At 72.4% G+C, this 18,920-nt stretch carries 18 protein-coding genes; 7 read left to right on the forward strand and 11 right to left on the reverse strand.

The window, feature by feature from the left end:
• Nucleotides 1-7: 7 nt before the first annotated feature.
• The 10 genes from LZG04_RS25540 to LZG04_RS25585 form a co-directional block, all read right to left on the reverse strand.
• Nucleotides 8-532 carry an MOSC domain-containing protein gene (locus tag LZG04_RS25540; protein ID WP_233821045.1) on the reverse strand — a complete coding sequence of 175 codons (525 nt, stop codon included), beginning with the start codon at nt 530-532 and terminating at the stop codon, nt 8-10.
• On the reverse strand, nt 511-1,014 hold the full coding sequence (msrA, locus tag LZG04_RS25545; RefSeq protein WP_233821047.1) for a peptide-methionine (S)-S-oxide reductase MsrA: 504 nt from the start codon (nt 1,012-1,014) through the stop codon (nt 511-513). The genes LZG04_RS25540 and msrA overlap by 22 nt, the downstream gene beginning before the upstream one ends.
• Before the next feature lie 147 nt (nt 1,015-1,161).
• Complete coding sequence (locus LZG04_RS25550; RefSeq protein ID WP_308199301.1) at nt 1,162-2,814, reverse strand: cellulose binding domain-containing protein; 1,653 nt, start codon at nt 2,812-2,814, stop codon at nt 1,162-1,164.
• 148 nt (nt 2,815-2,962) lie between these two features.
• On the reverse strand, nt 2,963-5,119 hold the full coding sequence (locus LZG04_RS25555) for a hypothetical protein (RefSeq protein WP_233821049.1): 2,157 nt from the start codon (nt 5,117-5,119) through the stop codon (nt 2,963-2,965).
• Nucleotides 5,082-5,867 carry a protein phosphatase 2C domain-containing protein gene (locus tag LZG04_RS25560; RefSeq protein ID WP_233821051.1) on the reverse strand — a complete coding sequence of 262 codons (786 nt, stop codon included), beginning with the start codon at nt 5,865-5,867 and terminating at the stop codon, nt 5,082-5,084. Before LZG04_RS25560 ends, LZG04_RS25555 begins: the two co-directional genes overlap by 38 nt.
• An 8-nt stretch (nt 5,868-5,875) precedes the next feature.
• Nucleotides 5,876-6,709 (reverse strand): vWA domain-containing protein, encoded by an 834-nt coding sequence (locus LZG04_RS25565; RefSeq protein WP_233821053.1) that lies wholly within the window; start codon nt 6,707-6,709, stop codon nt 5,876-5,878.
• An 88-nt stretch (nt 6,710-6,797) separates the two neighbouring features.
• The gene (locus LZG04_RS25570; RefSeq protein WP_233821055.1) at nt 6,798-7,235 is read right to left on the reverse strand and encodes a PPOX class F420-dependent oxidoreductase; all 438 of its coding nucleotides are present in this window, start codon (nt 7,233-7,235) and stop codon (nt 6,798-6,800) included.
• A gap of 12 nt (nt 7,236-7,247) precedes the next feature.
• Nucleotides 7,248-7,709, reverse strand: coding sequence for an SRPBCC family protein (locus LZG04_RS25575; protein ID WP_233821057.1), 462 nt, complete (start codon nt 7,707-7,709; stop codon nt 7,248-7,250).
• Nucleotides 7,710-7,770: 61 nt separating this feature from the next.
• Nucleotides 7,771-8,562 (reverse strand): hypothetical protein, encoded by a 792-nt coding sequence (locus tag LZG04_RS25580; protein WP_233821059.1) that lies wholly within the window; start codon nt 8,560-8,562, stop codon nt 7,771-7,773.
• 4 nt (nt 8,563-8,566) lie between these two features.
• The gene (locus LZG04_RS25585) at nt 8,567-9,505 is read right to left on the reverse strand and encodes a LysR substrate-binding domain-containing protein (protein ID WP_233821061.1); all 939 of its coding nucleotides are present in this window, start codon (nt 9,503-9,505) and stop codon (nt 8,567-8,569) included.
• Between the two features lie 106 nt (nt 9,506-9,611).
• Here LZG04_RS25585 and LZG04_RS25590 point away from each other — a divergent pair, with 106 nt between their 5' ends.
• Nucleotides 9,612-10,019 (forward strand): hypothetical protein, encoded by a 408-nt coding sequence (locus LZG04_RS25590; RefSeq protein ID WP_233821071.1) that lies wholly within the window; start codon nt 9,612-9,614, stop codon nt 10,017-10,019.
• Entirely contained in the window at nt 10,012-11,592 is a 1,581-nt protein-coding gene (locus LZG04_RS25595) for a multicopper oxidase family protein (RefSeq protein ID WP_233821082.1), read from the forward strand. Before LZG04_RS25590 ends, LZG04_RS25595 begins: the two co-directional genes overlap by 8 nt.
• Nucleotides 11,593-11,666: 74 nt before the next feature.
• Here the strand turns inward: LZG04_RS25595 and LZG04_RS25600 are convergent, their stop codons facing one another.
• Entirely contained in the window at nt 11,667-12,008 is a 342-nt protein-coding gene (locus LZG04_RS25600; RefSeq protein ID WP_233821159.1) for a helix-turn-helix domain-containing protein, read from the reverse strand.
• Between the two features lie 569 nt (nt 12,009-12,577).
• Here LZG04_RS25600 and LZG04_RS25605 point away from each other — a divergent pair.
• The 5 genes from LZG04_RS25605 (at nt 12,578) to LZG04_RS25625 (ending at nt 18,920) form a co-directional block, all read left to right on the forward strand.
• Nucleotides 12,578-14,965 (forward strand): BTAD domain-containing putative transcriptional regulator, encoded by a 2,388-nt coding sequence (locus tag LZG04_RS25605; protein WP_233821161.1) that lies wholly within the window; start codon nt 12,578-12,580, stop codon nt 14,963-14,965.
• Nucleotides 14,966-15,223: 258 nt separating this feature from the next.
• The gene (locus LZG04_RS25610; RefSeq protein ID WP_233821178.1) at nt 15,224-16,069 is read left to right on the forward strand and encodes an NAD(P)H-binding protein; all 846 of its coding nucleotides are present in this window, start codon (nt 15,224-15,226) and stop codon (nt 16,067-16,069) included.
• A 149-nt stretch (nt 16,070-16,218) separates the two neighbouring features.
• On the forward strand, nt 16,219-16,662 hold the full coding sequence (locus tag LZG04_RS25615; RefSeq protein WP_233821181.1) for a nitroreductase family deazaflavin-dependent oxidoreductase: 444 nt from the start codon (nt 16,219-16,221) through the stop codon (nt 16,660-16,662).
• Nucleotides 16,663-16,914: 252 nt separating this feature from the next.
• The gene (locus tag LZG04_RS25620) at nt 16,915-17,676 is read left to right on the forward strand and encodes an SDR family oxidoreductase (protein WP_233821183.1); all 762 of its coding nucleotides are present in this window, start codon (nt 16,915-16,917) and stop codon (nt 17,674-17,676) included.
• Between the two features lie 248 nt (nt 17,677-17,924).
• Nucleotides 17,925-18,920 carry a gluconate 2-dehydrogenase subunit 3 family protein gene (locus tag LZG04_RS25625; RefSeq protein WP_233821196.1) on the forward strand — a complete coding sequence of 332 codons (996 nt, stop codon included), beginning with the start codon at nt 17,925-17,927 and terminating at the stop codon, nt 18,918-18,920.

Genomic DNA, 18,920 nt, shown 5'->3' on the forward strand with positions numbered 1-18,920 from the left:
CCGGCTCTCACGTGGTCAGGGTCGCCGGACCGAGTCGCAGCAGGCCGTCGTCGAGCGGGACGCATCGCTTGCCGCCCCGGCCGCGCAGCGCCTTCATCGCGCCAGGTGCGATGACGGCGTTCATCCACCCGCACGGGTTGGCGGGCCGGTGCGTTTCGAACCGCACCGGCCCGTCGCCCGAGTCGAGGGTGAACACGGCGTGGCGGGCGAGCCCGTCCACGTCGAACCCGCGCAGCACGATGTTGCGCCGCACGACCAGCGGGCTCGGCGCGGTGGCCAGGCCGAGCCCGTCGGCGACGTGCTCCAACGCCTCGACGGCGAAGACGGTGACGGCGGCCGTGCGGTGCGCCGGGTGGTTGAAGTACCGGTCGCCCACCAGGCCCAGACCGGCCCGGACCTCGACGTGGTCGCGCGCGACCGGCCCGGGGTCGGGGCGCGGCCCGTCGCCGGGCCGGCCCTCGTAGGCGTGCCCGGGTGAGACGTGCAGCGCCACGATCTCGACGGCCGAGCTCACCGCTCGCCGAGCTGCCATTCGGGCCGGACGTAGTGGCAGGTGTACCCGTTGGGGTAGCGCTCCAGGTAGTCCTGGTGCTCCGGCTCCGCCTCCCAGAAGTCACCCAGCTGGGCGACCTCGGTGACGACCTTGGCGGGCCACTTGCCCGACGCGTCGACGTCGGCGATCGTCGCCTCCGCGACCCGCTTCTGCTCGTCGTCGGCGTAGAAGATCGCCGAGCGGTAGCTGGTGCCGATGTCGTTGCCCTGGCGGTCGCGCGTCGTCGGGTCGTGGATCTGGAAGAAGAACTCCAGGATCTGCCGGTAGCTCAGCTGAGCCGGGTCGTAGACGATCTCGATCGCCTCGGCGTGGCCGTCGTGGTTGTAGTAGGTCGCGTTCGGCACGTTCCCGCCCGTGTAGCCGACGCGGGTGGAGACGACGCCGGGGTGACGGCGGAACAGATCCTGCATGCCCCAGAAACACCCGCCCGCGAGGACGGCCTTCTCGGTCACGGTAGCCATGTGGTCGCTCCGCTCCTCGGTCCGATGGATGTCACCAGGGTGAACGTTGCCACGGCCGGATGTCATCCCGGGGTGGCTGTGACGCACGGCTCGGGCCCGGCGGGCAGGTTCGCGACCTGCCCGCCGGGCCCGTCGTGACGGCGGTGACTACCGGGCCGCGCAGGTGGGCGCCATCCCGGAACCGCTGCCGGTGGCCTGGTAGCCGAACTCGGTCGACTGGCCGGCGGCGAGGGTGCCGTTGAAGCTGACGTTGGTGAAGTTGACGGTGCCGGTGTTGCCGCTGCGGTTGGTGTTCCACGCGTTGGTGACCGTCGCGCCGGACGGCAGGGTCATGGTGACGGTCCAGCCGCCGATGGGCGAGGAGCCCGCGGTGACCTTCACCGTGGCCACGAAGCCGCCCGTCCACTGGTTCAGCGACACGGTCGCCGTGCAGCCGCCGGGCTGCTGCGACGTCGTGGTCGTCGTAGTGGTGGTGGTCGTCGTCGTGTCACCGGTGGTGGTCGTGGTCGTCGTTGTGGTGGTCGTGCTCGTGGGACCGTCGGTCAGGGTGGGCGTGGTCCAGTCGCGCCACTGGGCCAGATTGCCGGTGGCCTTGCTGTGCATCTGGATGGAGCCGGTGTAGCTGCCGGTCTTGAGCAGGAACTTCTGGATGTTCTGGGTGAGGGGTGTGCGCCACTCGGCGCGGTTGGCGCAGTGGTTGCCGTCGGTGACGTTGGAGTGGTAGGTGATGTTGCCACCCGCTCCGAGTGCTTTGTAGACCTCCGCGCCACCCAGCGCCGCCACGCTCGCCGAACGAGGGCCGAGGTTGGCGATGTGCGGGTTGTCCATGATGAACAGGCCGCGCGGGGCCACCATCGCCACCAGCTCGTGGGTGTCGATCGGCGCGCCGTTGGGGTTGCCGGTGTAGGGGCTGAAGGCGTCGCCGAACCAGGGCTGTTCGCCGTAGGCGCTGGACAGGCTCTGGGCTCCCTCGCCGGCGATGCCGCGGTAGATGGGGACGCCCGCGGTGCCGGACTCGATCGGCATGGTCAGGGCGACGCGTTGGTCGAACACGCCGGCGGCGAACGCGCCCTTGCCGAACCGCGAGCAGCCGGTCACGCCGATGTCGGCGCGCAGGACGTTGCCGCCGGAGGACTCGATGACGTCGATGATCCGCGACACGCCCCAGGCCCAGGCCATGAGCAGGCCGGTGGGGCTGGTGTTGCCGTAGAGGGTGTAGAACGCGCCCTGCTTGTTGTTGCGCGCCGTGCCCTCCTTGCCCACCGCGTACGGGTCGAAGGTGATGATCGCCGCACCGGCCGCGCGGATGGTGGCGGTGTCGCCGCCGAACCCGCCGTAGACGATCACCGCCGGGAACGGGCCCGTCCCGCTGGGCAGCTGCACGCCCGCGGAGAAGCTCGCGCTGCGCCCGTTCGCCGACACGTTGACCGTGATGGTGGTGGACGACACCGTGCCGGTCACGGTGGGTTTGGCGGGCTTGTCGCCGTAGACGTGCCGCTCGGCCAGCTCCCGGATCTCGGCCCGGCGGCACCGCCAGTCGGACTTGGAGGTGATCCGCTGCCCGTTCAGCTTGGTGAACGGGTCGGGCAGGCGGGAGTTGGACGGGAACGACCCGGGCAGGCTCACCGGGCAGTCCGCGCCGTCGTCCTCCACCCCCGCCAACGCCACCACGTCACCGACGGCGGCGGTGGCGGGCGTGGACCTCGCCACCGCCAGCACCGTCCCGGCCAACGCCAACACCGCGACCACGAACACGAGCACCGCCGAGCGCGCTCGCCAACGGCCTGAACTGATGATCACCAGGGCTCTCCTTTGAGACGTGTGGTGAAGGGGGCAGGACCGAACGTCGACCGGTACCGAGTCGCCTAAAGTTTCGATGAGCGATCCGAAACGTGTCAATGAATCGGCCCCAGGTCGCGGTCTCAGTTGGCGAATGCCGCAGGGGCGGTCAGTTCTTCCCGGTCAGCAGGAAGCGCAGGTAACGGCGGTAGGTGATGGGTCGGAACGCGTCGGCCCGCGTGACGCCCTCGGCCGCGGCCCGCTCGGCGCGTTCCAACCGCACGGCGGCCTCCGTGGCGGCACGGTCGTGGTCCACGCGGGTGTGCGCGGTGGTCGTGTTGGCGTTCTTCATCTCGTCCGCCAACGCGACCTGCTCGGCGCGCAGGGTCGCGCGCAGCTCGCGGATCGCCGTCTCGGCGGCGGCGAGCACGCGGCGGTGCTCGGCGTCGAGCCTGGCCCGTTCCTCGGTGGACCGCAGCCGCAGCGCCCGCTGCTCCACCTGCGTCAACGCGGTCGGCCGCTCCGCTTCGACCCGGGCGGTCAGGCGTTCGCGCCACTGGTCGATGAGCACCGCCGACACCTCGCCGACCCCGGCGGCGCTGACGTTGCGGCCGTCCGCCAGGACGAAGATCGCCACGCGGTCCAGGCCGTCCTGCTCGTAGCGGACGCCGACGAAGTCGGCCGCGGTGCGGATGCCGACCGCCTGGAGGTTGGCGAGCTGCCTGGGCCCCACGCCCTCGACACCGGCGAGCGCGAGGCGGAACTTCGCCAGCTCCTCGCGCAGGTGCGCCTTCTGCCGCCGGACCAGCAACCGCTGCTCCTCCAGCCGCGTGCGGGCCGCCACGGACTGTCGCTCCTGGTCGATCCGGTCCAGGTGCTGCTTCACGGCCCGCTGGTGCTCGCGCAGGCGCTCGTCGTGGCGCTGCTGGAGGGCACGTCGTCGTTGTTCCTGCTCGGCCTTGACCGCCGCGGTCGCCGCGGCGATCCGCTCCGCCTCCCGGTCCAGCCGCGCGGCCTCGGCCTCGGCGGCCAGCCGGGCGGCGACCAGCCGTTTCCGCTCGGCCCGCGCGGCGCGGGCCTGGGCGCGTTCCGGTCGGCGGCGGTAGCCCGCGGCGGTGGCCGCCGCCCACGCCAGCAGCGCCGAGGCGTCGGCGAGCGCCAACGCCTCGTCCACGAGGACCGCCGCAGGCACGCCGAACGGCAGCAGCACGGCCAGCGCCCACGTCAGCGCGGTCAGGGCGCGCGGGCGGTCGCCGAACCGCGCCGACGGTGGCGGCGCGGGCCGGTGCGGTTCGAGGCGGTCGACCATCCACGACGGCAGGCCCGACTTGGCCGGGGCGGGTTCCGCGTCCCGAAATGGCTCCACGCCGGATGGCTCCACGGCGTCGAGCGGTTCGAGCGGTTCGAGCGGTGGGGGAGCGGCGCGGTGGTGGAGCAGGACGTCCAGGAAGCGCTCGGCGAGCCCGCGCAGCCGCGCGTCGGGGTGACCGGTCAGCGTGGCCAGCCGGAACGAGCCCGCCGGGTCGGCGAAGTCGGACTCGGCCAGCACCAGGTGCTCGGCGTCCTCGTCGCGCAGCTGCCGCCACAGCGCGGGCTCGGTCGCCAGCGCCACCAGCGACAGGTAGATCACCCACGACGAGAACCGGTCGACCGACGGGCCGAAGTCGGCCGCGGTGCGGTCGGGCGACTGGTAGTTGCGGTGTCCGGTCTCGGGCGCGGACAGTCCGGCCAGCGCGGGCACGTACATGCCGTCGTAGTCGACCAGCTTCAGCGAACCGTCGGCGGTGACCAGGAGGTTGCCGTGCTGGAGGTCGCCGTGCCCGACGCCCGCCGCGGCGAGCCGGTCGACCAGGTGCGCGAACCGCTCCGCGAGCCGCCGCACGGCCCGCGCGTCGTCGACGTGCCGGTCGAGCCAGCGCAGGAGGTTGACCCCCTCCACCCACTCCATCCGCAGGACCGGGTGCCAGACGCCTTCCACGAGGATGCCCCGGTCGAGGTAGTCGAAGCCGACGGTCCAGTCGTCGTCCAGCCCGGCCAAGTGCTCGCCCACGGCGCGGTAGCGGGCGGCCTGCTCGGGCGCCGCGCGGGTGAAGCACTTGATCGCGTAACGCGTGCCGCCGACTTCCAACGAGAAGACGCCGGCGAAGTTGCCCGAGATCGCCCGCGGGCGGCCCAGCGCGTCGACCCGCACCTCCGCCCCGGCGAGGTCCGTGCCGCGGAAGCACAGCGCGGTGTCCTGCAACGCCTCGACGTAGGTCGCGCCGGACGGCAACGCGCGGACGGGCTCGTCACCGGAGGTCGACGTGGACGACGGTGACGTCGTCATTGCGCATCAACCCTTCCGCCCGTGCGGCCGCCAACCACGTCGTGAACCCGTCGAGGTCGCCGGTCCGCGTGAACTCACCCAGCACGTGCCACGGTCGGTCACCACCGTCCGCCGCCCGGAGGAACCACGCGGCGAGCGCGTCCGTGCAGAGGAAGAACCCGTCGCCCCGCTCCCCGGTCCCCGACACCGCCCGCGCGTGCCGCGCCAGCAGCGCCTGGTCCCGGTTGAACGCGTTGACCAGCCCCGGCGCGTTGTCGAACGCGCCGGCCGACGAGATCGGGAACGCCTGCCGCAGCTTCTCGTCCCGGGTGTGGAACAGGCAGCTGTCACCCAACGCGGCGACATCCCACCGAGTCACGCCGGACGGGTCGGTGTCGAACCGCGCGGCGAGCACGGTGGCGTGCGCGCCCCGGTCCAGCTTGGGCTCCTCGTACCAGGCGATCGGACGGCCGGCGGCCTCGCGCTCGGCCACGTAATCGTCCAGCCACGCGCGCCACGCCTCGCCCGCGTCCACCAACGCCGACGCGAAGCGGTCCACGTCCCGCAGCACGCGGTCGTCGTCCCGTGCGGCGTCGGCCACCGTCTTCGCCAGCAGCTCGGCCCACTGACCGGCGAGCAGGCTCTCCGACGCGCCGTCGGCCACGGCCGCGAGCACGGGCCCGTCGTCGTCCGCCACGACGTGCGCGGCGTCCTCGCACTCGTCGGGTGCGTTGCCCTGCTTGGGCACGCGGAGGGAAGTGACCTTCATGCCGCTGCTCAGCGCAGGTCCGTGGCACGTGTCCCGATGTCCAGGAACTGCACCAGCGTGGTGATGTCGGCGTTGTAGCAGAACCCGCGCGCCAGGTCGCCGACCTGCAACCCCTGTTGCAGCGCGTAGAAGCGCATGTGCGGAGGCAGCAGGCTGGACATGCCGAACAGGGTGCGCGCGTAGGTGTCCGGGAGCGCGACGTCGGTGTCGGGGAACGTCACCGGCACCGTGTTCGCGGCGGAGACGTGCAGGTTGAACAACAGGGCCGCGCCGTCGGCGGTCACGTGGGTCTGCACGGCCCACGCCGCGCCGGCCGGGTCGCCGTCGGTGGACTCGCCGTCGGTCAGGTTGAGCACGATCGGCGGGAAGCTGTCGGGGTGGCGCGCCACCCAGTCCGACACCAGCGACTCGGCCGTGGCCAACGCCCGGCACATGGGCGTGGCGCCGTGCGCGACGGGGTCGACCCAGACCGGGAAGCGGGTCGTCGTCTCCACCAGCCCGCCCGCGCCGTCGGGCACCTTCTTGGTCCGCTTCTCCACCCGCGCGGGCTGGTCCGCGACCTGGCTGAGCGGGACGAGGTCGCGGCCGGCCAGCGGCCCGGTGAACGCCGAACCGACCGCGTGCCCGTAGCCGATGACGGCGACGTGGAAGTAGTCGCGGACGCCTTCCTCCTTGGCGCACTTCACGCTCAGCTCGGCCAGCAGCCGGTTGAGCGCGTCGGCGACCACGTCGGCCTTGCGCTGCCGCCCGCCGCCGATCGGGTCGTTCATCGACGCCGACTGGTCGACCAGGAACACGAAGCAGGACGGGTTGGCGCGACTGATCTCGGCTGCATAGGTCACGAAGGGTGGCTACCTCTCCCACGAGAGCGGCGGTTGATCACCCGAAAGGCTAGCGTGAGCGCGCCGGCCGTGACCGCCGGTTCGCCGTTCAGCCCTGCGGGAGGACGCCCGGCCGGAACGGCTCGACGCCGACCACGTGTCGCACGCGGGTCGGCTCGACCAGCACCATCACCCGCCGCTCGCCCGGGATCCGCCACTCGTAGCGGTCGGTGCCGACGTACTTGCGGGCCAGCCGGTCCATGCCGCGCTCGGCCTCGTCGCCCACGACGAACCGCACCGCGCGGCCACGGACCTCCACGCGGTCGTAGGGGTTGTCGGGGTCGACGGCCGACAGCGACAGCCGGGGGTCGCGGCGCAGGTTCTCCTCCTTCACCCGGCCGAGGGCGGTGTTGAAGGCGACGTGGTCACCCACGAGCTCCACCCACATCGGCGTCACCTGCGGCGAGCCGTCCGCGTTGAGCGTGGCCAGGTGCCAGAAAACGGGTGCGGCCAGCCGTGCCCGGACCTCGGCGTCCAACTCCACCACGTCGTTCCCCTTTCAGGACGCGAAGTGCGCCTTGACGTTCGCGATCTCCTGGGCGAAGAGCGCTTCGAGGTCGTCCAGGAAACCGGCGGGCGCATCGGGTACCACCCGGAACTCCCGCTCCCAGTCGACGAAGCTGCGGCCTGGCTCGTTCGTCACCGGCCGGACCCGGTACGTCGCCACGTAGTCCACGATGAACAGCACCTGCTCGACCGAGCGGTAGGTCAGCGAGCGGTCGGTCTCCGAGCGGCCCACGACCTCCTCGCGGGCCACGTCGTGGTTGGGCAGGAGGGTGAACTCGAACCGCGACGGGACCTTCTTGACCGAGCCGCCGTGCGTCCAGTGGGCGTGCTCGACGCCCGCGCCGAACACGATGTCCAGCAGCGCCATCATGTCCCGCACCTGCGCCCACACCTCGTCCGGGTCGGCGTCGACGACGGCGGAGTGGTAGACGGAGTACTTCGGCGACAGTGCCATGGGGGTCTCCTGGTGCGTGGCGGGCGCTCAGTGCACCAAGTCGTCGAACGGCCACGTGGCGTTACGCGCACTCGACCCGCTGGTCGGGCATCGGGTTCGACACCGCCGGGCAGTGGGTCCGGGTGCGGGCGGGGCCCATCGTCCACGTGGTCGTCGCGGGCCAGTACCCCATGCCGCCGCCGTCCTCGGTCGCGAAGAACACGCCGTCGCCGCCGTTCACCCCGACCATGCGGAACTCGCCGCCCTCCGCGATGCCGACCTCGACGCGGTAGGCGAACGGGCCGGTCGTGCCGGTCAGGTCGACCACGACGTCGAACGAGGCGTCGGCACCGGGCGCGACCTCGTGCCGCTGGTCGAACGTCACCGGCCGGGGGTCGCCGTTGACGCGGAAGTCCACGTCGGCGGGGTCCGGGAAGGCGGGTGCGGCGCCGGCCCGGGGCAGGCACAGCAGCCGCACGACGGGCGCGCCCCGGTCGGCGGGGTAGGGCGTCGGGTCCGGCGCGATCCGGACGTAGGTGCTCTCGATCGCGGTGCGGTGGTTCGCCGAGAACGTGATGGTGTGCGCGGCCTGGCCGACGGGGAGCGCGCCTTCCCGCAACGCCCAGGCGTGCAGGGCGCGGCAGTCCACGACGTCGTCGGGCGGGGTGCGCTGGGCGACCTCCTCCGACGCCATCAGGAACCAGCCCCGGTCGGCGTCGCGGTCGCCGACCCGCACCCCGACCTCGACGGTCGGTTCGGCGGCGACGTCGGGCGGCGGTGGCGGCTGCGACCCGGACCGCCGCCAGAGCAGCAGGCTCGCGACCAGGGCGGCGGCGAAGCAGGCGGCGAGCACGACCGTCGTCCGGGCCTTCATCCGATCACCCCTCCCGCGTCGGATTCTCCCGGACGGCGGGCGACAACGCTGCCGGGTCCTGGTCGGGCGCGGGCCAGTCCCAGCCGGTGATCGTGGCGCGCATCAGGCGCGCGGCGGCGGACAGGCGGCTGTCGGCCGCCCAGTAGAGCGTGACCGTGCGCCGGCAGTCGGGGCTGTCGACCGCGATCCAGGCGCCGGGCACGCGAGTGGCGCTGCGGCGGGCGAAGGCCGGCACCAGGCCGACGCCGAGGCCCGCGCCGATGAGGTCGGCGATGGCACCGGGCTCGTCGCTCTCGCAGACGATCTTCGGTGCGAGGCCGCGTGCGGCGAAGAGCCGGTCGAGCAGGCCGCGGATCCAGTGCCCCTCGCGGGCGGTGACGATCGGCTGGTCGGCGAGGTCGTCGAGGCTCACCGACGCGCGCTCCGCCAGCGGGTGGTCGAGCGGCACGCCCACCCCGACCGGCTCTTCGAACAGCCGTGCCGCCTCCAGGCCGTCGGCGTGGATCGGCTGCGAGGCCACGCACAGGTCGACGTCCTGGGCCCGCAGGCGGCGGGCCATGTCCTCGGCGCGCTCCCAGCGCAGCTCGACCTGGGCCGCGGGGTGGGCCCGCTTGTAGGCCGCCAGCGGGCCGGTCAGGGTGAGGAACGTCTCCGAGGCCAGCCGCACGCTGCCCGACCCGTCGGCGGTGGCTTCGGCGACGGCACGGCGTCCGGCGTCGAGCTCGCCCAGCGCGCGTTCGACGTGGTCGCGGAAGAGCTTGCCCGCGTCGTTGAGCCGCAACCGGCCCGCGCGGTCGAACAGCGGCGTGCCCAGCTCGCCCTCCAGCCGGGCGATGGTCCGGCTCAGGGACGGCTGGGCGACGTGCAGCTCGTCGGCCGCCCGGCTGAGGTGCTCCAACCGTGCCACGACCAGGAACTGCCTGAGCGAGTTCAGCTCCACCATGCCTCCACGGGCATAACGCCATAGCAATATCGATCTTGGACACGATAGCCGCACGGTCATAGGTTCGAGCGCGTTCACCGATGAGATCGGAGTGAGGAGGATCCGCATGGCCGCCAGGCTGGGATCCGTCGCGGCGCACCGGACGGAGTGGGTCTTCCGGGCCCTCGTCAGCGCGCACGTGGTGGCGATCGTCGGCCAGCCGGTGTTCGCCGGCGCGTACCTGACCGGTGACTACGACAGCCTGCGGTGGCACGCGGTCGGGGCGGACGTGGTGACCTCCGTCGGCTACCTCCAGTTGATCGCGGCGATCGTGGTCCGGTTCCGGCTGCGTCGGTCCGGACCGCTCGTGGCCACGGCGGCGGTGGTGGTGGCGGAGACCGTGCAGTACTTCGCCGGGCTCGACGGCGCGCTCTGGCTGCACGTCCCGCTGGGCGTGATGACCGTGGCGGCGCTCGTCGTGCAGTTCGTCGTCGTCTGGCGGCAGTCCCTCGTGCGGGAGGCCGTCGATGCCTGAGCGGGATCACGGGCTGACCAGGCGACGGGTGCTGGGCATCGGCGGCGCGCTGGGACTCGTGGCGACCACCGGGCTGTCCACCGCCGCCGCCCTGGCCCGGCGGCCGTCGTCCACCGGTGCGGAACTGCGCAGCGCGGTGCCGCTGCCGCCGCCGTTCCAGGTGCCGCTGCCGATCCCCGCCGTGCTGCCTCCCGTCTCGACGGACGGCGGCGTCGACCGCTACGTGATCACCCAACGTGAAGCGGAGGCCGAGATCCTGCCGGGCCTGCGCACTCCGTTGTGGACGTACGAGGGCGTCTTCCCCGGGCCGACGATCGAGTCGCGGCGCGGCCGGCCGGTCGTCGTGACGCACCGCAACGAGCTGCCCGTGCCGACCGTCGTGCACCTGCACGGTGGCCGGACCCCGGCCGCCTCCGACGGGTACCCGACCGACCTCGTCCTGCCCGCCCGCCACGCGACTTCGCACACCGGGCACGGCATGCACGACCCGCGGGCCGTGGTGACGGAGGTGACGCGGGACTACGCGTTCCCGCTCGACCAACGGCCGACCCTGCTGTGGTACCACGACCACCGGATGGACTTCACCGCTCCGGCGATCTGGCGCGGCCTGGCCGGGTTGCACGTGGTCCGCGACGACGCCGAGGACGCGCTGGGCCTGCCTTCCGGTCCCCGCGAACTGCCGCTGGTCATCGCCGACCGGGCCTTCGCGGCGGACGGCGGCCTCGCCTACCCGTCGCTGGACCCCACCCTGAGCGAGCGGCCCGGCGTGCAGGACCGCTACTTCGCCGGTGTGCTCGGGGACGTGATCCTGGTCAACGGGGCGCCGTGGCCCGTGCACGAGGTCGACGCGGCGCGCTACCGGCTGCGCTTGCTGAACGCCTCCAACGCCCGGCACTACGAGCTGGAAGCGGTCACCGACGACGGACGACGGCTCGACCTCGTGCAGGTCGGGGCCGACCAGGGGCTGCTCGCCGAACCGGTCGCGCACCGGGCGCTGCCGACCGCGCCCGCCGAGCGTTACGACGTGGTCATCGACTTCGCCGGCACGCGGGTCGGCGACCGGGTCAGGCTCGTCAACCGGCTCGGCTCCGGTCGTGCCCGCGACGTGATGGCGTTCCGCGTCGCACGCCGGGCGGTCGACGACAGCCGCGTGCCCCGCGTGCTCTCGACGGACCTGCCGACCTGGCGGCAGGCCGACGCCGTCCGCGTGCGCGACTTCTCCTTCCGCGCCGGTCGGACGCACGGCGGTCACGGGTGGCTGGTCGGCGGGCTGCCCTTCGACCCGGCCCGCACCGACGTCACCACGGGTCTGGGCGACGTCGAGGTGTGGCGGCTGGTGGCCGACGTCCACCACCCCGTCCACCTGCACCTGGTCGGCTTCCGGGTGCTCTCACGCGGCGGCCGCCCGCCGTTGCCGCACGACGCCGGCCTGAAGGACACGCTCTCCCTGCGGCCGGGTGAAGCCGCGGAGATCATCACTAGGTTCGACGGCTACCGCGGCCGTTACCTGTTCCACTGCCACAACGCCGAGCACGAGGACCTGGGCATGATGGCCAACATCGAGGTCGTCTGAGCGCTCGTCCGCTGTGCCGCGGGGCGGCCTCGAGCGCCGCCCCGCGGGTCCTGGTCGGGCAGGTCGTCGGGTGGTCAGTGGTAGCCGCAGGCGGCGGCGTCGCCGGAGGCCATGTTGCGGGCACCCCACTCGTTGAGCGGCTCCAGCGCGGCGTACAGCGAGTGCCCCAACGGCGTCAGCGAGTACTCGACCCGGGCGGGCACCTCGGCGAACTCCTCGCGGCGGACGAGCTGGTCCGCCTCCATTTCCCGGAGGTGCTGGTAGAGCATTTTCTCGCTGATTCCCGGGATGATTCTCCGCAATTGCCCGAACCGCTTACCCTCGTCTGCGATCGCCGCGATTATGAGGACCTTCCACTTGCCCGCGATGAGGTCCACCGCGGCGTCCAGCCCGCAGACGTAGCTCTTGGTCTTCACGTGCGCCCCCTGACGACTTGGTAAGTGCTTACCTTCCCGTAAGTACTTGCCCCCACCAGAACACGGGATACTGTATCGAGCCTGCGGAGCCTAGTGCGACGGTTGCCGCGGTGACGTCGAGGACGCACGACGGAGGAGTCGATGAGCGGAACCAACGCCGGGCACCGGCAGCCTTCGTCCCGGTCACGGGGGTGACCGGGATCGGGCACGTGCGGCCGCCGAGGTCGCGCGGGGTGGCGTCACCGGTAGCACTCCGTTTTCCGGCTTCGGGATCACCTTCGGGTTTCACCTGTTCGGATCAATGGGTGCGCAACGGGTGACTCGCCGGTGCCCGGCGTGAACAATTGCGACATATCGGGAAGCGCACTTCCACCGTGGTACCTTGAATTCCCACTCCGGTGACCGTCGGTATTGACGGAGTGAGTGGCGGACACAATTGCGTTGTCGGGGGACGGCGCTGCGCCGCACATCCCGGATCGGCCACACCGGTCCGGCGGGCGGGCGACCACGAGGCCGCTCGGCGGTCGGACACGACTGCCGGAAGACGAATCGCAGGCATGGGGGACACGATGCGGTTTCAGATGTTGGGCGCGCTCACGGCGTTGGACCACGACGGGCACCCGATACCGCTGGGGGGCGCTCGGCAGCGCGCCACCCTCGGCCGGTTGCTGTTGCAGGCCAACCAGGTGCTGGCCACCAGCCAGTTGTTGCGGGCGCTGTGGCCGGGCGACGACGCGCCGACCTCGGCGCGGAAGATCCTCCAGAACGCGGTCTGGGGGCTGCGGACCATCCTCGCCTCGGGCGGTGACGGGCCCAGCCTGGTGACGCAACCGCCCGGCTACGTGCTCCGGCTCGACGTCGACCAGGTGGACCTGCACCGCTTCACGCGGCAGGCCGCCGAGGGGCAGGCGCTGCTCGCGAGCGGTGAACCGGCCAGGGCGACGACGGTGTTGCGCGAGGCGCTGGCGCTGTGGCGCGGTCCGGTGCTGGCGGACCTGGTCGAGTCGGGTGTCACCTGGCCCGAGCTCACCGCGGTGCAGCACTCGCGGCTCGACGCCATGGAGAACCTGTTCGACGCCGAGCTGGCCTGTGGGCGGCACCACGCGGTGCTGGGGCCGCTGTACACCATGTTGGAGACCGAGGTGCTGCGCGAGCGCTCGTGCGGCCAGCTCATGCTCGCGCTCTACCGCTGCGGGCGGCACGCCGACGCGCTCACCGTGTTCACCAGGACGCGGGCCGCGCTGGCCGATCTCGGCCTGGAACCCGGCCACGGCCTGCGCGCGTTGCAGCAGGCCATCCTGACGCACGACCCGGCGCTCACGCCGGCCGAGCGGATCGAGGTGGCGCCGACCGGAACGGCGTCGGTGACGCCCGCCACCGAACCGGCTCCGCCCGCCGAACCGGTTCCATTCGCGCCTGCGGCCGCCGGGCCGGTTCGGTTCGCACCGGCGGCCGCGGAACCGGCTCCGCCCGCGCCTGTGGCCGCCAGGCCGGTTCGGTTCGCGCCTGCGGCCGCCCAACCCACTCCGTTCGCGCCTGCGACCGCCGAACCGGCCCGGCCCGCGCCTGCGGCCGCCGAACCCGCTCCGCCCGAGACCGAACCCGCTCCGCCCGTGCTCGGACCGGGCCGCGTCCCGATCACCGACGAGCCCGCCGAACCGGACTTCCCCGCCGGGAGGCTGGAACGGCGGACCGTCAGCGTGCTGCTGGTGCGGGCGCGCCCGGCCGTCGCGGAGGGCGTCGTGCCCGCCCAGCGCCTGGACGCCCACTTCACCACCATCGCGGGCGACGTCGCCCGGGCCGTGCGGGCCAGGGGCGGCGTCATCCTGGCGTCGATCGGCTCGGTCACCGCCGTGCTGTTCGACGCGCCGCACGGGGGCCACGCCGAACGCGCGGTCCGCGCGGTGGCCGGGTTGGCCGACGTCCTGGGCGCGCGCGCCGAACCCGGGGTCCGGCCCGAGGTCACCGCCGCGATCGTCACGGGCGAGGCCGGCGTCAGGTGCTCGCGCTCCGGCGAGGCCGTGGTGGTCGCGGGGATGCTCGTCGAGCAGGCGCAGTGCCTGCTGGCCGACGTGCCCGCGGGTGAGGTGCGGGTGTGCGGGCGGACGTTGTGGCTGACCAGGTCGCTGTTCACGTACCGGGTCGCGGGCAACGGCGAGTCGGCCACCCTGGACGACCCGGGTGCGGGCAGCGGGATGCCGTTCGCGGACCGCGAGCGGGAGGTGGACCTGCTGGCGGGCTTGTTCGGCCGGGTCCGCCACCGCGCCCGCCCGCACCTGGTGACGGTGCTGGGTGACGAGGGCGTCGGCAAGACGCACTTCCTGACGGAGTTCGTGCGCCGGTTGGAAGAGGGTGGCGACGTCACCGTCCTGGTGGGACGGATGACGACGCGGTGCGGGAACGACCCGTTGGCCCTGCCCGGCCGGATCGTCGGGGAGTACTGCGGCGTCACGCCGGGGGACTCGCCGGCCGCGGTGTCGGACAAGCTGTCCTTCGTGCTCGACCAGGTGGTGGCCGACGACGAGGAGTTCCGGTGGCTGCGGTACTGGTTGCGCCACTGCGTCGATCCGCGGCGCGACGGGACCGCCGGGCCGAACGTCGACGAGGTGCTGCGGGCGTGGCGGCTGTTCGTGGAGGACGTCGCGCTCACCAAGCCGGTGCTGGTGGCGGTGGACGACCTGCACCTGGCCCACCCCGCCGTGCTGGACGCGGTGGAAGCCCTCGCCGAGACCGCCCGCGCGGTGCCGCTGCTCGTGGTCACCACCGCGCAGCCCCGCCTGCTGGACCGCCGACCGGCGTGGGGCGGCGGGAAGCGGCACGCCACCACCATCACCCTGGACCCGCAGTTCGGCGACGGCGCGCCGCGGGCGGTCCCACCGCGCCGGCGGATGGCGGCGTCGCGCCTCGTCGCCTCGGCGGCCGTGGCCGAGCACGGGCTGGGCTACCTGGCCCGCTGACCGCGACCCGGCCGTGACGGTGCCGCCGTCGCGTCGACCGGCCCTGAACCGGTGGTGGCGGTGACCGTGCCGCCACCACCGTCCTGCGGGCAGGACCGGCACGCGCGTCCGCCCGTCGGTGCGAATGCCATTGGTGGTCCACCGGTTAACCGGCCGTTACCGATTCCCGATCCACCCTCGACCGGCATTGACCGAACCGTGGAGAATTGTTTTCCGACCGTCTCGAAAGAATATGGCCGCGCTGCTTCACTGAGGATCATGCAGACGAACAAACCCATCCTCGTGCTCGGCGGAACGGGCAAGACCGGTAAGCGGATCGTCGAACGGCTCCGGGCCCGCGGGTTCACCGCCCGCGCCGCGAGCCGCAATGGTGAGACGACATTCGACTGGCACGAGGAAAGAACGTGGGACGCGGCGCTGGCCGGCGTCGGAGCCGTGTACATGGTCGACCTGGTCGACGAGGCGGTGGAGTGGAACCCGGAGGTCTCGGTCCGCGCGTTCTGCGAGAAGGCCGTCGCCGCCGGTGTCGAGCGGCTGACCCTGCTCCAGGCCCGGACCGACGAGGAGGCGGGCGGCAAGTCGCTGACCGGCAGCGAGGACATCGTCCGCGCGTCCGGCCTGCGGTGGACCATCCTGCGGCCGACGTGGTTCACCCAGAACTTCGACGAGGGCGTGCTGCTCGACGGCATCCTGGCTGGTCACCTGCGCCTGCCCGCGGGCGACGGCCTGGAGCCGTTCGTCGACTGCGACGACATCGCCGAGGTCGCCGTGGCGTCGCTGACCGAGGACGGCCACGAGGGGCGGATCTACGAGCTGACCGGCCCGGAGGCGATCACCTTCGGCCAGGCGGTCGCGGAGATCGGCCGCGTCACCGGCCGCGAGGTCCGCTACGAGGCCGTCACGCACGAGCAGTACGTCGACGACCTGGTCTCCGTCGGCACGCCGCCCGACTACGCCGAACTGCTGGCCGACCTGATCGGCCAGATCCGCAAGGGCAAGAACGCCCACTTGTCCGACGGGGTGCAGCGCGCGCTCGGCCGTGAGCCGATCAGCTTCGCGGAGTACGCCAAGAACGCCGTGGCCAACGGAGCCTGGCAGGCGTGAGCACGCCCTTCGCACTGTCCACTGAGGACTGGAACCCCCGCGCGCACTGGGGTGATCTTCACCGGTGGGGTGTCGCTACAGTGGTCGCACGACCGGTCACCCGGCGTGCGTTCCACCTCTCCCTTCCCGATCGCCCTTGAGGAGCACAGATGATCGAGCCCGGCGTGGAGCCGGTCACCGACAGCCCGTACCCGGGGGTCGCCCGGCACGTCGCGAGGTACCTCGCCAGCGACGGGCGCGACGGCCACCTGGAAGCGGGCGTCCCGAACCTCGTCCTGACGACGAGGGGGCGCAAGAGCGGCAAGCTCCGCCGCACCGCCGTGTTCTACACCAGGGACGGCGAGCGCTACGTCCTCATCGCCTCCCACATGACCGGCGGTCCGAAGCACCCCGACTGGTACCTCAACCTGGTAGCCAACCCGGAGGTGCACGTCCAGGCCGGTTCGGAGAAGTTCACCGCGCGTGCGCGCACGGCGGACGCGGAGGAGAAGCCGCGCCTGTGGGGCCTGATGACGAAGCTGTGGCCGGATTACGACACCTACCAGGCCACCGCGACCCGGGAAATCCCGGTGGTGGTCTTAGAGCGCGTGTAACTACCCCGAGGAACGTCCCGCAGGGGGCGGGCGGCACCGTGCCGTCCGCCCCCTGCGGCATCTCGGGAAGGGCGAGGAATGGGCGGTGGACCGTTCATTACCGGCGATGAACGACCGGTGGTCGGCACCACTGACCAATTGGTAAGTACTGACCTTTTTATCAGTGGTTGATCGGCTGTCCGCCCCGTGTGATCGTTGCTCGGAAGCACGCGAACAATTCGCTCGGTGGAGCTGGACAGGAGAATTCCGCACATGTTCACTGGGAAGAAGGCCGTGATCACCGGTGGCACCCACGGCATGGGGCTGGCCATCGTCAAGGCGCTGCTCGCGGGCGGCGCGGAGGTGGTGACGACCGGTTACCGCGAGCGCAACGTCGAGGCGGCGAAGCGGGAGCTGGGGCCGAAGGCGCACGTCGTGCGCTCCGACACCACGGACCCGGCCGACATCGAGCTCCTGGGCAAGCTGGTCGAGGAGAGGTTCGGCACGGTCGACTACGTGCACATCAACGCCGGGTTCGCCGAGCTCGAACCGTTCGACGCGGTCACCGAGGCCGTGTACGACAAGACGTTCGCGGTCAACACCAAGGGCGCGTTCTTCACCGTGCAGCGACTGCTGCCGCTGATCTCGGAGGGCGGTGCCGTGGTCTTCACGACCGCGGTCGCCGACGGGACCGGCACGCCCGGCATGGCGACGTTCTCCGGCGCGAAGGCGGCGGTGCGGGCGTTCGCGCAGGTGTTGGCGGCCGAGCTGCTGCCCAGGCGCATCCGGGTCAACGTGGTCAGCCCCGGGTTCATCAAGACCCCGACCATGGGCGTGGCCACCGCGAGCCCGGAGCACCGCGAGGAGTTCGAGACGGCGGGCGCGGCGCTGACCCCGCTCGGTCGCATCGGCACGCCGGACGAGGTGGCGCGGGCGTCGCTGTTCCTCGCGTTCGGCGCGACCTTCACCACCGGCATCGAGCTGCCGGTCGACGGCGGCATCGCCCAGGGCCTGGTGCCGCTCGGCGCCGAGTAGCGGGGATCGACGAACCCGGGTCGGTGTGGCACCCGGCCCGGTGCCACACCGACGGGCCCTTCCCACGTGAAAGTTGTTCGTTACGGCCGGGCGGCCGATTTCACCCGGTGCGCTGAATCGGGCGGCCGGCGGCTAACCACCCCCTGACCTGCCGCGACTTCTCCGGTGCGCGGTGCGTTCTGCGCCGCGCCGTCCAGTCGCGACCGGGCCGGCGTCCGTGGCCCGCGCTCATCAGGTGGGTGAAGGCCATGCCCGTCGTGCAGGTTCCCCGAGACGACCAGTACGTGCTCAACCACACCACGCGCTTCCTCGCCCGGGACGTGGGCGAGGTGGCCGAGCCGTTCCACCTGCCCGTGGTCGACACGCACTGGGACGGCGCGTCGGCGGAGGTGTCCTACCGGTTCAACGACGTCACGTTCGTGCACCGCGACGACCAGGCGCGCGAGGTCGGCGTGGTGGGCACGTTCGGCGAGCTGCACACGCCCGTCCCGCTGCGCCAGGTCCGGTTCCTGGGCGAGCCGACGGGCCTGTGGGCGGTGACCGTGCGCGTCGGCAAGGGCCAGGTGCACCGCTACCGGTTCGCGGTGGACGGCCGGTCCGTGCTCGACCCCGTGAACCCGCAGCGGCAGCGGTGCGACAACGGCCGCGAGTGGTCGCGGTTCTTCACCCACGGCTGCGCCGTGCCGATCAGCTTCGACCGGTGGGAGCTGCGCCTGCTGGACCGCCTGGTGACGCAGGTGCTGCCGTTCCAGCTCGCCGAGAACCGGCGCTTCCTCGACGACTTCTACCACCGACTCAGCCGTTCCGAGCGGGACCGGCAGTTCCCGCTGGCGTTCCTCATGGACGAGTCGGTCGGCGTGGTCAACTTCATCGACAAGCTGCTGGCCCGCGAGGAACGGCACAACCTCGACGACTACAAGACGTGCCTGCGGCTGATCGACGGCGTGCTGCGCGCCCGCTTCCCCGGCCGGGAGCCGGCGGAGCTGGGCAGGCAGGCGTTCATGGACCTCTACGACGAGCTGGCCGCCAACGCGGTGCCCGGCTGGGACACCGGGCAGTACGGCGAGCCGCGCTACTTCCTCGTCCTGCTCCGCCGCCACGCCATGACCGGGGCGTTCGCCCACCCCAAGCACGGCGGCAACAACGGCGCGGCGGCGTGGGCCTACCTCGCCGAGCGCTTCGAGTTCGACTGGCGCTCGGCGCTGGAGGCGCCGCTGGGCCGCAACACCGACTACCGGGGGTGA

The sequence above is a fragment of the Saccharothrix sp. S26 genome, assembly GCF_021390395.1.
Taxonomy (GTDB): domain Bacteria; phylum Actinomycetota; class Actinomycetes; order Mycobacteriales; family Pseudonocardiaceae; genus Actinosynnema.

Coding starts and splice junctions, on each gene's coding strand:
- LZG04_RS25540 (WP_233821045.1), bottom strand. CDS start 532: ATGGCAGCTCGGCGAGCGGTGAGCTCGGCCGTCGAGATCGTGGCGCTG.
- msrA (WP_233821047.1), bottom strand. CDS start 1,014: ATGGCTACCGTGACCGAGAAGGCCGTCCTCGCGGGCGGGTGTTTCTGG.
- LZG04_RS25555 (WP_233821049.1), bottom strand. CDS start 5,119: ATGACGACGTCACCGTCGTCCACGTCGACCTCCGGTGACGAGCCCGTC.
- LZG04_RS25560 (WP_233821051.1), bottom strand. CDS start 5,867: ATGAAGGTCACTTCCCTCCGCGTGCCCAAGCAGGGCAACGCACCCGAC.
- LZG04_RS25575 (WP_233821057.1), bottom strand. CDS start 7,709: ATGGCACTGTCGCCGAAGTACTCCGTCTACCACTCCGCCGTCGTCGAC.
- LZG04_RS25580 (WP_233821059.1), bottom strand. CDS start 8,562: ATGAAGGCCCGGACGACGGTCGTGCTCGCCGCCTGCTTCGCCGCCGCC.
- LZG04_RS25585 (WP_233821061.1), bottom strand. CDS start 9,505: ATGGTGGAGCTGAACTCGCTCAGGCAGTTCCTGGTCGTGGCACGGTTG.
- LZG04_RS25590 (WP_233821071.1), top strand. CDS start 9,612: ATGGCCGCCAGGCTGGGATCCGTCGCGGCGCACCGGACGGAGTGGGTC.
- LZG04_RS25595 (WP_233821082.1), top strand. CDS start 10,012: ATGCCTGAGCGGGATCACGGGCTGACCAGGCGACGGGTGCTGGGCATC.
- LZG04_RS25605 (WP_233821161.1), top strand. CDS start 12,578: ATGCGGTTTCAGATGTTGGGCGCGCTCACGGCGTTGGACCACGACGGG.
- LZG04_RS25610 (WP_233821178.1), top strand. CDS start 15,224: ATGCAGACGAACAAACCCATCCTCGTGCTCGGCGGAACGGGCAAGACC.
- LZG04_RS25615 (WP_233821181.1), top strand. CDS start 16,219: ATGATCGAGCCCGGCGTGGAGCCGGTCACCGACAGCCCGTACCCGGGG.
- LZG04_RS25620 (WP_233821183.1), top strand. CDS start 16,915: ATGTTCACTGGGAAGAAGGCCGTGATCACCGGTGGCACCCACGGCATG.
- LZG04_RS25625 (WP_233821196.1), top strand. CDS start 17,925: ATGCCCGTCGTGCAGGTTCCCCGAGACGACCAGTACGTGCTCAACCAC.